The 10,703-nt window shown below is 69.6% G+C and carries 11 protein-coding genes; 2 read left to right on the top strand and 9 right to left on the bottom strand.

The features are described from left to right. From B141_RS42320 to B141_RS0123630, 4 genes are all read right to left on the bottom strand, one after another. Window positions 1-1,209 (bottom strand): DUF222 domain-containing protein (locus B141_RS42320; protein ID WP_040422055.1); only part of this gene is annotated, 1,209 nt, incomplete at its 3' end. A gap of 209 nt (window positions 1,210-1,418) precedes the next feature. Then, complete coding sequence (locus B141_RS0123640) at window positions 1,419-2,075, bottom strand: HAD family hydrolase (RefSeq protein WP_020577668.1); 657 nt, start codon at window positions 2,073-2,075, stop codon at window positions 1,419-1,421. A 41-nt stretch (window positions 2,076-2,116) separates the two neighbouring features. Next, window positions 2,117-3,745 carry a glycoside hydrolase family 10-like protein gene (locus tag B141_RS0123635; RefSeq protein WP_020577667.1) on the bottom strand — a complete coding sequence of 543 codons (1,629 nt, stop codon included), beginning with the start codon at window positions 3,743-3,745 and terminating at the stop codon, window positions 2,117-2,119. A gap of 161 nt (window positions 3,746-3,906) precedes the next feature. Further along, complete coding sequence (locus B141_RS0123630) at window positions 3,907-4,845, bottom strand: oxidoreductase (RefSeq protein ID WP_026257519.1); 939 nt, start codon at window positions 4,843-4,845, stop codon at window positions 3,907-3,909. Window positions 4,846-5,015: 170 nt separating this feature from the next. Between B141_RS0123630 and B141_RS0123625 the strand changes: the two genes are divergently transcribed. Beyond that, window positions 5,016-5,678, top strand: coding sequence for an EcsC family protein (locus B141_RS0123625; protein ID WP_020577665.1), 663 nt, complete (start codon window positions 5,016-5,018; stop codon window positions 5,676-5,678). A gap of 3 nt (window positions 5,679-5,681) precedes the next feature. On the opposite strand, the gene B141_RS0123620 is transcribed toward B141_RS0123625, so the two are convergent. Then, window positions 5,682-6,596, bottom strand: a complete 915-nt coding sequence (locus tag B141_RS0123620) for a phytanoyl-CoA dioxygenase family protein (RefSeq protein ID WP_026257518.1) — start codon at window positions 6,594-6,596, stop codon at window positions 5,682-5,684. A 193-nt stretch (window positions 6,597-6,789) separates the two neighbouring features. Here B141_RS0123620 and rbsK point away from each other — a divergent pair, with 193 nt between their 5' ends. Beyond that, on the top strand, window positions 6,790-7,692 hold the full coding sequence (gene rbsK, locus B141_RS0123615) for a ribokinase (RefSeq protein WP_020577663.1): 903 nt from the start codon (window positions 6,790-6,792) through the stop codon (window positions 7,690-7,692). Here rbsK and B141_RS0123610 read toward each other — a convergent pair. The 4 genes from B141_RS0123610 to B141_RS0123595 all read right to left on the bottom strand — a co-directional run bounded on the left by B141_RS0123610 (window position 7,689) and on the right by B141_RS0123595 (window position 10,535). Further along, window positions 7,689-7,901, bottom strand: coding sequence for a DUF2277 domain-containing protein (locus tag B141_RS0123610; RefSeq protein WP_020577662.1), 213 nt, complete (start codon window positions 7,899-7,901; stop codon window positions 7,689-7,691). The genes rbsK and B141_RS0123610 overlap by 4 nt on opposite strands. A 73-nt stretch (window positions 7,902-7,974) precedes the next feature. Continuing rightward, the gene (locus B141_RS0123605; RefSeq protein ID WP_020577661.1) at window positions 7,975-8,331 is read right to left on the bottom strand and encodes a VOC family protein; all 357 of its coding nucleotides are present in this window, start codon (window positions 8,329-8,331) and stop codon (window positions 7,975-7,977) included. A gap of 96 nt (window positions 8,332-8,427) precedes the next feature. Then, window positions 8,428-9,522, bottom strand: coding sequence for a sialidase family protein (locus B141_RS0123600; protein ID WP_202805882.1), 1,095 nt, complete (start codon window positions 9,520-9,522; stop codon window positions 8,428-8,430). A 20-nt stretch (window positions 9,523-9,542) separates the two neighbouring features. Beyond that, window positions 9,543-10,535: a dihydrodipicolinate synthase family protein gene (locus B141_RS0123595; RefSeq protein WP_020577659.1), complete on the bottom strand. Its 993-nt coding sequence runs from the start codon at window positions 10,533-10,535 to the stop codon at window positions 9,543-9,545. Between the last annotated feature and the right edge of the window lie 168 nt (window positions 10,536-10,703).

Genomic DNA, 10,703 nt, shown 5'->3' with positions numbered 1-10,703 from the left:
TCCCATGGCCGCGTCGCCCTCACCAGTTGCTCCGTTATTGCGGGCCTGACGTGCGGGCCGGTCCAACGGGTGGGGGTAGGTGGCAGGTTTGCAGTCCTCACACGGGCAGCCCGCAAGGTGGTGGTCGTGGTCGCACCCGCTGTGCCGACACCCACCCTGCCCGGCGGCAGATTCCTCCTGCGCACCCTCAGCTTCGGAAGAGCTGTCGGCGTTGTCGTGCTCGTCGAGCAGGTCGCCAAAGGACCCTTGACGCGGGCTGGAGTCTTCGTCGTTCTCTCCGGAGCTGGCACCGTTCTCGCAGTCACAGTCGCAGTCCTCGCCGGCACTCCCAGCATCGGCACTCTCAGCATCGGCACTCTCAGCATCGGTGCTGGTCGGTTCACGACTGCCGGAACCTTCGCGGGCTTCTTCCTGGCCGTCGCAGATGATCACGTCGGCTTGGCCGGACAGCAGGGAGGCGGCGATGTCAGCGCGCAACTGAGGCAGGGTGCGTTCATCGCCGCCGGATTTCATGGTGCGGGCGATGGCGTCCAGGTATCCCCAGATCTGGGCGGCAACGTCGTGGGAGATCCCACGGATCCGCAGATCGGAGACGCCATCCAGTGATGGGTAGACGTCCACGCCACGGTCTTCGCGCGCCCGCTTGTGGCGTTCTTTGGCTGCCTCGGGGTTGACTTTGATGATTTCGGCTTCGACATAGAGCCGTAGCAGCCCGCCCCGCAGTTTCAGCACCTCGGGGAAGATCGCCTCATCCACTGCGGTGCGGTCAGCCGGAGGTAGGAGGCTGAGCCGGTCGACGATCGTCCGAACCTCAGAGAATTCGAGTTCCCCGCGTTCCAACGCACCACGGGTGTTCGGTAGGTCAGATAGTGCGAGGGCGATGAGCATGAACTGATCGGCGCGGTAGTTGGTCCACCCCAGCATCGGCGACAACAACTCCGCCGCCCGCGGCTCCGGCTGAGACGAGCGTTCCGCCTCATCATCCTTGAAGCAGGGCGGGCAGTGCGCCAACACAGCAGTCACAGCAAGACTCAAAGACTCGCCCCAGCAGGCGATCTTCCGCGCGGCCTGAAGCAACACGCCAAGCTCGAAACCGTTGCAGGCGGACTGGTCGACAGCAGCGAACGCCACCACCAACTCCGGACCGGGAAGCATCTCAGCAAACCCAGGCGGGAGCGGTGAGATCCGCACACCATCGCCGTCGCTCATGCGTTCGATCTTACCCCGTCAAGATCGTCGCCGCAACCAAGACGATCGCAAGAACCCTTATTTATAAGGAGTTCCTCAATTCTCCCGGCAAGTCCTTCGCATTGCAGTGCGGGGCATGCGCCCTGCGCTCAACGGGGCGCCTCTCTCCTCCGCCTTGCCCACGCGGTGTCGGACGCCGCCGAGCACCGCGCAGCGTTCACGATCACACGTCAGGAACGTGTCACGGTGAGGATGTGGTCGAGGGCGGCGGGCAGGTGGTCGGCGACGTGGGTCGGCTGGAACGGGAGCTCACTCGGCCAGGTCCGTCCGAGGTGCAACCAGACGCTCGGCAGCCCGACGCCGACAGCGCCCGCGATGTCAGCCTGCGGCGCGTCCCCGATGACCCAGCCGCCGTCCTCGAGGCGGGCACCGACCGAAGCGGCGGCCGCGTCGAAGATCGCCCGTGAAGGCTTCTTGACCCCAACGCCTTCTGAGATCACCCAGCCCGCGACCTCCGAAGCAAGCCCGGAAATCCGGAGCTTGGCTTCCTGCTGCGTAACGGACCCGTTGGTGACGACGACGGGAGTCCAGCCGGCGGTCACCGCGTGCCGCAACGCAAATCGAGTGGCTTCGGGAAGGGTGACGAAGTCGGCGGCGCCTCTGTCAATGAAGGCTTGCACGCTCCCGGCGTCCAGGCTGGCGTACCTTTCCCGCAGCGCCTGGGCGACGACGGCGCGCGGACGATATCCACTGGCATCAACGCGCATGATCCAGTCGACGTCGACGGTCGGCAATCCGTGCGTGGTAAGGAACTCCACGGAGGCCGCACGGAACGCCGCATCCCGGTCGACGAGTGTGTTGTCGAGGTCGACAAGCAGGAGCGGCATGTCCCCATCCTGTCACCGCGGCTCCTCCGCGACCGCCCGCCTCAGCGTTGGACCACCCGCCCGATGCTCGGCGCGCTCTCGTGATGCCCGCGGTCGAGTGCGGTTACGGCATACGTGTACGCCTGGCCCGGTCGCGCGGTGCCGTCAAGGAATCCTTGCACCGCTGAATCAGTGGCCCGCACGGTCGTGACCAGCCGGCTGGCATCCGCGAAGGCGCAGGGATCGAGCCGGTCGACCCGTTCGGTGCCATCGAAGCGGTAGATGGCGAACGACGTGGCCCGCCGTGAGCGCGGTGACGTGTCCACCCACGAAATGCGTACCCCCGAAGGGGTTCGCCTGGCACCCGTGAGGGCAGGGCGAGCGGGGGCCGCATCGGGAAGCTGTGTCATCACTGGGATGAGCGCCGGCCGGCTGTAATGGTCGGCCGCCAGGATGCTCATGTTGTCGAGCCGGTCGGCGCGGACATCCTTGGCGCTGAAGTAGATGTCGCCGCGCACCTGCGGATAGTCGCGGTTGAACGCGAGGTGCCGGGTCATCTCCCGCGGATCCGACCACGCGGGGTCCTGGGTGGACGTACCGACCTTGTACGTCGCCTGGCCGACGAAGAGTTGGACGTTGGTGCCTTCGACCTGTTCCGACCACCAGGGAACGAGGATGGCGTAGTCGGCGGGGGTAAAGCCGATGTTCCAGTAGACCTGCGGGACGATGTAGTCGATCCATTCCTCGCGTACCCACCGGCGGGTGTCCGCGGCGAGGTCGTCGTAGGTCTGGACGCCCGCCCGGGTGTTCGAACCCTCAGGATCCGTGGCGACGTTACGCCACACCGCGAACGGGCTGATCCCGAACTTCACCCAGGGCTTGGCTTTCTTGATGCGTTGGGAGAGTTCGGAGACCAGGAGGTCGATGTTGTGTCGGCGCCAGGACGCCTTGTCGGCAAAGCCTGAGCCATACCTCGCGAAGGTCGCCTCGTCGTCGAACGGCAACGTGCCCGAAGGGTAGGGATAGAAGTAGTCGTCGAAGTGCACGCCGTCGATGTCGTACTTCTGGACTGCGTCGAGGATCGCGTCCTCGACGAACCGCCGTGCCTCCGGGATGCCTGGGTTGTAGTAGAGCTTCCCGGCGTAGGGGACCAGCCAGTCAGGGTGTTGCCGGCCGGGGTGGTCCGGCGAGAGCCGGCTGGGATCGGCCTGCATGCTCACCCGGTAAGGGTTGAACCACGCGTGGAACTCCAGGTTGCGCGCGTGCGCCTCGGCGACGAGGAACGCCAGCGGGTCGTATCCCGGATCCTGTCCCTGGGTGCCGGTGAGCCACTCCGACCATGGTTCGTACGCCGACGGCCAGAAGGCGTCAGCGGTCGGACGGACCTGGACGACGACCGCGTTGAGGCGGCGGCTCTGGGCATCGTCGAGTAGCCGGAGGTACTCCACCTTCTGTTCCTCGACCGTGAGTCCGGGCCGCGACGGCCAGTCGATGTTGGCGACACTCGCGATCCAGCTCGCGCGGAACTGCCGCTTGGGCGTCGCCGGGTCAGGCGCCGGGCATGAGGTCGGCACGCTCGCGCCTCCAACTGTCAGATCTCCGGATGCCTGCGAGGGCGCGACGGCAATGTTGGCCGCCAGGATCGCGGCGGCGATGACGAAGCCGAGACGGGCCAGGCGTGCACGGGCCACGGTGTGCTCCCTCCGGCGGCGATCTTCTCCAGCAGTGTGCCGGCCGGGAGTCGGTTCGTCCATTGTTTGCGGAAAGGGTGACCGAAGGTGAAGAAAATGTGCGAACGACGGTCATCCTCCCCGCCCGGCGAGACCCCACCGCCGGGCGAGTCCCGTTCGCCTCAGTTGTCAAGCGCGTCGAAGTCGACGCCGGTGAGGTCGACCGAGTGTTCCCAGAGGTCGGCCGCGGTGATCGGGTCGTACGCCTTCGCGGCAGCCTTGACCCGGGTCGGGAACCCCCGTGCACCACCGAACGAGTCTGGCCCGATGAAGTCTCCGCCGCGCACGTCCGGCATGGTCGCGGCGTACAGACTGGGCAGGGCGCCCTGCGCCGCCGGTTGGGCGACCACCCGGGTGAACGTCGCACTCGCCTGGCGAATCCAGGTCGACTGGCGTGCGGCGGCCGCCACCTGGAGGTTGGTTGCCGCGTACCCAGGATGGGACGCCGCGCTCAGCAGGGTCATCCCGGCGCGGTCGGCACGGCGCTGTAGTTCGAACGTGAAGAGCAGGTTGGCCAGCTTGCTCTGGCCGTACGCCCGCCACGGGCCGTACCTGCGTTCGGACATCAGGTCGTCGAACTCGATCGCGCCGAGGGTGTGCAGCTGGCTGGAGACGGTCACCACGCGCGGATCAGGCGTCGCGGCCAGGCACGGAAGGAGCAGTCCGGTGAGTGCGAAGTGCCCGAGGTGGTTGATGCCCAGCTGCAGCTCGAACCCGTCGGCGGTCTCCCCGCGCGGGATCGCCATCACCCCCGCGTTGTTGACGAGGAGATGGATCTGCGGGTGGGCCGTCCGCATCTCGACCGAGAACGCCCGCACGCTCGTGAGGTCGGCGAGGTCGAGTCGCCGAAGCTCCACCGCGGGCCGCCCGACCTCCTTCTTGATCCGGCTGAGCGCGGCCTCGCCGCGGCGGAGGTCCCGGCAGGCCATGACCACCGTCGCGCCGTACCGTGCGAGTTCGAGGGCGGCGTGGAAGCCAAGCCCGGAGTTGGCGCCGGTCACGACGGTGGTCTGGCCGCTGAGGTCGGGGATGGAGTCGGCGGTCCATCGGCTCGAAGGCATGGCCGCCATCATTCCCCGCGCGGGTGACATCCGTGCTTCCGGCGTCCGGTCGTGGCACCTGGCTGCCACGGCCAGTGTGGGCGGCTGAGTCGCCCGCCGAGGGCGGTCGCTGGCGGGCGTACGCACGGGAGGTCTGGTGTGTCGGGCCCGATCGTGCATACTCGGGAGTCGTGGGAAAGCGCCTCGCCCGGACCAGCAAGGCCACTGACGTCGCCGTCAGCTACCTTCTGCGCGTGGGCATCGACGGAACGGGCAGGCTGGCGACCGCGCGTCAGGCGGCCAACCGAGCCTTGGCCGCGACCGGTGACAACGAGCAGGCGATCGACCGGATCGTGACGAACCATCTGCGGCTCGCCGCTGCGGGCGGGTTCCTGACCGGGCTGGGAGGGTTCGTGACCCTTCCGGTCGCCCTTCCGGCGAACGTCGTTGGCTTCTACCTGGTCGCGACCCACATGGTCGCCGCGATCGCCGAGGTACGCGGGCATGACGTCGACGAGGACGCGGTCCGGTCGGCGGTGCTGCTCACGCTCACCGGCAGCGACGCCTCGACGGTGCTGGAGCGGGCCGGCATCGGCGTGAACGGCGTCGCGGCGTACGCCCTGCGGAGCGTGTCACCCGCCGCACTCATGGTGGTCAACAAGGGCGTGGCGTTCCGGCTCTTCCTGCAGCTCGGCCGCAAGGGGATGGCGAGGTTCGGCCGGGTTGTTCCGGTCGCGGGCGGTCTGGTCGGCGCGACGTTCGACGCTCTCCTGCTCCGCCGGATCGCGCATCAGGCGCGCCAACACTTCCCGCCGCAGCTCGGGCCCCAGCCGGGTCCGTCCGGCGGGAACTGATTCTCAGCAGATCAGACCGACCTTGCTGGCCGCGCCGTGGCCGGTGGGTTCGAGCCCGATCCAGCGCGGGTCCGCGGGCTCGCTCGCCCGCTGGTAGCGCAGGTCGCACGACAGCCGCAGCCGGTCGGAGGTGTTGTCGAGGCTCCCGTGCAGCGTGTACATCGGGAACGTCACCACGTCACCCGCCGAGAACTCGCTGGTGAGCCAGCGCAGGCCGAGCTCCTCGCGCAGGCGTACCGGATCGGGAGAGATGACGCCGTTCCAGCCCCACCTTCCGGTGCGCGCCTGGGCGGCCGCCTCCGGGTCGCCCTCGCAGTAGGTGTCGACGTCGCGGGAGTGGTAGTCCCGCCGCACATCCTCGAGGCGATGGGACCGCTCCAGCACCATCAGGCCTCCGTGGCGCAGGTCGACGTCGCCCAGGGGAACCCACGCGGTGAGGAGCCGGGGAGTACCGCGGTTCATGAACACGCTGTCGCCGTGGGGTTCGGTCCCCGGACCCGGTCGGACGGCCCGCAGCCAGGTGTAGTCGAAATGCCGGACGAGCTCCCCGAACAACCGCTCGTACAACGCGACCATCCGGCCGGCGTACAGCAGCCTCTGGAGCGGCCCGCTCGCCTTCGCCACGTCGTCGAGGACGCGGTTGCTCGCCGTAGGTCCGGGTATGCCGTCGTCCGGATCCGTCCCGGGCGCGACCATCCCTTCCTCCACGAGTCGGGTGAAGACGTCCCGGCGGGCCGCGCGTACCTCCTCAGGGTCCAGGTAGCCCGGGAGGTACAGGTACCCGTCCTCGTCGAGCCGGCGATGAAGCTCCTCGACCGGGTTGGACGGGTCGGTACGCCGCAGCTGGCCGAGGGCCTCCGGGGCGGCGTCGAGCACTCGCTCCTGGGCGCGAAGGGGCGGAAAGGTCTGCGTTCCCATGGTGGAACTCCTACGCGGGCAAAGGACGTGACGGACGGGCCCGGACGCCGCTTGGCTGGCGGCCGGTGACCACCTTCAGAATGGGGCGGTACTACAACGACCGGCAAGGGCCCAGGTCTGACCGGCGGCGGACGGCGGACCCGTTGTCCCTGCCCTGGGGCCACGACACGGACCCAACGACGTGGAGGACTGGATGGACATGCCCCGGGTGTGCGTGCTCGGCAGCGCGAACATGGACCTGGTGGTGTACGCGGACCGCGCGCCGGCGATGGGCGAGACGGTGGCCGGTCAGCGGTTCGTCACGGTCCCCGGCGGCAAGGGGGCCAACCAGGCGATCGCCGCCGCGCGGGCCGGTGGCCAGGTCCGGATGGTGGGTGCGGTCGGCGCCGATCCGTACGGCGACGAGGTGCTGTCGGTCCTCCGGGCCGCGGGCGTCGGCACCAGGGGAGTGGAACGGGTCGAGGAGAGGACCGGAACGGCGCACATCCTGGTCGACGCCGCGGGCGACAACTCCATCGTCGTCGTACCCGGAGCCAACGGCACGCTCCACGCTCCGGTGCCGGGAATGGACGCCGCGCTCGCCGGCGCGCGGATCCTGCTCCTCCAGCTCGAGCTGCCCCTCGACGCGGTAACAGACGGCGCCCGCGCGGGCCGGGCCCACGACGTCAAGGTGATCCTGACACCGGCGCCTGCGCAGCCGTTACCCGCGGACCTGTTGGAGTCGGTCGACCTGCTGGTTCCCAACGAGCACGAGGCGATGCTCCTGACCGGTAAGGACGATGCGGGGTCCGCGGCAGCCGCGCTTCTCGACGTCGTACCCGAGGTCGTGGTGACGCTCGGCTCCCGTGGCGCGCTCTGGCTCGATCGCGCGGGCGGCAAGGTTCATGTGCCAGCGCCTGAGGTGGTCGCGCGGGACACGACCGCCGCGGGCGACACGTTCGTCGGAGCGCTCGCGGTGGCGCTCGCCGAGGAGAAGGACATGAGCACCGCCCTGACCTGGGCCAGCGCGGCAGCGGCGCTGTCGGTCGAGCGGGAGGGTGCGAGCACGTCCATGCCGGTTCGGCAGGAGATCGCGGCCTTCGTCGCGGCCGGCTAGCGCTGACCCCGGACGACCAGATGGTCGAGCAGCTCCTGCGTCGCCTTGGCCACGGTGTCGACGGCGGCGTTGAACGCCTCGGCGTTGTGGGGAGCCGGTGCGCGGAAGCCGGAGATCTTACGGACGTACTGCAGTGCCGCCGCGCGTACGTCCTCGGTGGTCGGGGTCTCGACGTACGGCGCTCGTAGGGTCTTGATGCTCCTGCACATGGTTTGGCCTCATCCAGTCGTCAGTCGGGGGTCGGGGTCTGGAGTCGGGTATCCGGGCGGAGTCCGCAGCCGATCACGGTGCCGGGGCGAGCGCGGTCGGATGGGTCGCCTGGTAGATGCCGAGTTCGCCGCCGCCCGGGACCTTCACGACGGCGACGTTGCCGAGCTCGTCGTCCCCGGCGTCACTGACGAACTCCACACCCTTGGCGGCCAGCTCCGCCACCGTCGCCTTGAGATCGTCGCAGATCAGGTAGAACTCATGGCGGACCTCGCCCTCGGTCGGGTTGACGGAGATCTCCGCGGGCGGCATCGCGAAGACCAGCCAGCCACCGCCCGCGTCCACCGACGAGAATCCGAGAATGTCCCGGAAGAAGGCGCGGGTCTGCTCCGCGTTCGTCGCGTGGATGACGGCGTGAGCCCCAATGATCATGCGGGTAATCCTCCTCCAGAAAGTGCCGTGCTGGTCACTCGTGTAGTACAGCACTGCCGCTCCGGCCGGCTCACACCTCCCGCCGCCCGCCCACGCCTACGGCAGGCGCGGCAGGCGGACGAAGTCGATGCGTTCGTAGGTGCTCTCGCGCCCGGTCTCGTGGAGCAGGCCGATGGCCGGACCATCGAGGTCCACGAGGTCGGAGTACGCCGCGGGACCGGTACCTACCACGAGCTCCCGTCCCCAGGTCTGCCCGTGGTCGTCGCTCGTCCGTACGGTCATCCGGTGCCGGCGCGCCGGGTCGCCCGGCCCCGCGAACACCAGCAGGCCTTCGACCGCGAGCACGCTGCACTGCACTACGGGAGCGACGAGCTGCCGTGCCGGCGCATACGGCTGGTCGAAGGACTCACCGCCAGTGCCGCTGAGGGTGTGAGCCCTGGTCTCGGGCGCGCTCCCGCCCTGGTTGCGGGTGTTGAGGTAGAGCCGACCATCTGGGAGTTCGGCTGCGGTCGTCTCGTTGGGCTTGACCGCGCCGTCGAGCCCGGCGTCCACGGCACCAATCCGCCATGACCGGCCGCCGTCGTCGCTGAGCAGGAGATGCCCGCCGTAGCCGGTGTCGGGGTCGGAGTGGTTGGCGGGTACGACGAGCCGGCCGGCGTACTCCCCGTGCCGGAGCGCGATCGCGTGGCCCGGGCCAGTGGCGTACCACCGCCAGCGCGGGTGTTTGGCCTGGCCGGTGATGTCGACGGGCGCGGTCCAGCGCAGGCCGTTGTCAAGGCTGCGTTGCGCCCGGACCCGGCGGGTGTTGTCGTCGTCGACCTCGCCGTGGAGTACGCGTTCCTCGGTGGCGGAGGCACCGGCGCGGGTGGTGAGGAGTACGACGTCGCCGGTGTGCGGATCGACGACCGGGCTCGGGTTGCCCACCGTGTGGCCGCCGTCGCTGACCACGAGCTGGAGCGCGCTCCAGGTCAGGCCGCCGTCATCAGAACGCCGGAGCACGATGTCGATGGCGCCCGCGTCCCCCGGCCCGTCGCGGCGCCCCTCGGCGAACGCGAGGAGCGCGCCGTCCCGGGCACGGACCATCGCGGGGATCCGGAACGTGTGGTACCCGTGCGTGCCGGCCTCGAAGACCGTGACGGGTGCGCCCGGCAGGACGGCGGCGTCGTCGCTTTCGCCCGTCGCTGGCCTCACGCCGTCGCCCGTCGCTGGCGTCACACCAGGCCCGCTTCGGCGAGGTGGTCGCGCACCGCCCCGATCTCATCGGCGTTCAACGGGATCATCGGCAGGCTCGTGGTCGGGTGGTCAAGGACGCCGCGGTGGACGAGGGCGGCCTTGAACCCGCCGATGGCCGAGGAGTACCTCCCCATCCGGTCGGGGTCGCCGACGCGGATCAGCCCGAAGAGCCGCCGCAGGCGTTCCTGCTCGGCCGCCGCCGTGGCCCAGTCGCCGCGCCGGGCCGCGGTGAAGAGGCGTACGTACCCGTGCGGGTCAACGTTGCCGAGCCCGGGCACGATGCCGTCGGCACCCGCGAACATCGCGAGATCCGCGTGCGTCTCCGTACCCGTGAAGGCCCTGAACCCCGGCACGTCCACCATCGCGCGGACCGCCCGGAACCCGTCGATGTCTCCGCTGGAATCCTTCAGCCCGGCGAGAACGCCCTCAGCGGCGAGCTCGGCGACCAGCGCGCCGGGCAGCTTGGTGTGCACCGCGCTCGGGATGTCGTACGCCAGCAAGGGGAGGTTGACGACGGCGCGGAGGGTGCGGAAGTGCACCGCGATCTCGGCGGGGTGGGTGGGCGCGTAGAACGGCGCGGTGGCCACCAGGGCGTCAGCCCCGTGCTTCTCCGCGGCGCGGGCGTGCTGGAGGACCCGCGGTGTCGTGGTGTCGATGAGGCCCGCGAAGACCGGCACCTGGCCGGACGCGACGCCGGCGACGACCTGGAGCGCGCGGATGCGGAGTTCGTCGGGGAGGTACGCCGCCTCGCCGGTCGAGCCGGCGACGAAGAGCCCGCTGACCCCGGCGTCGAGGAGGAACCCGCAGAGGCGTTCGAGGGAGGGAATGTCGAGGTCCCGGTCGGGCGTCAGCGGGGTGCAGACGGGCGGGATGACACCGGGCGGAATCACCCCGCCGGAATCTGGGTCGCCCTGGGGGAGAGTGGCCGGTTGGGCGGTGGCTTCGGGTACTGCTGGCGACGCGTCGGTCACTGGGTGGCGCCTTCGGTGAGGATGGCCGCGTCGCGGCGGCCATCGGGCGAAACGTAGGACGTGGGATGTCTGGGCCCTTGAGAGGTTACGCTAGCCCAGGCCCGGACACCGCGGGACGCACCACCATCGTGACCCGGAAGAATCGGCCGCATGGGCGGCGCTGGCGTC

Origin of the sequence: Actinopolymorpha alba DSM 45243 (assembly GCF_000373925.1) — a bacterium.
Lineage (GTDB): Bacteria > Actinomycetota > Actinomycetes > Propionibacteriales > Actinopolymorphaceae > Actinopolymorpha > Actinopolymorpha alba.
The sequence above is the reverse complement of the archived record's forward strand: the minus strand, read 5'-3'. Positions and strand labels throughout refer to the sequence as shown.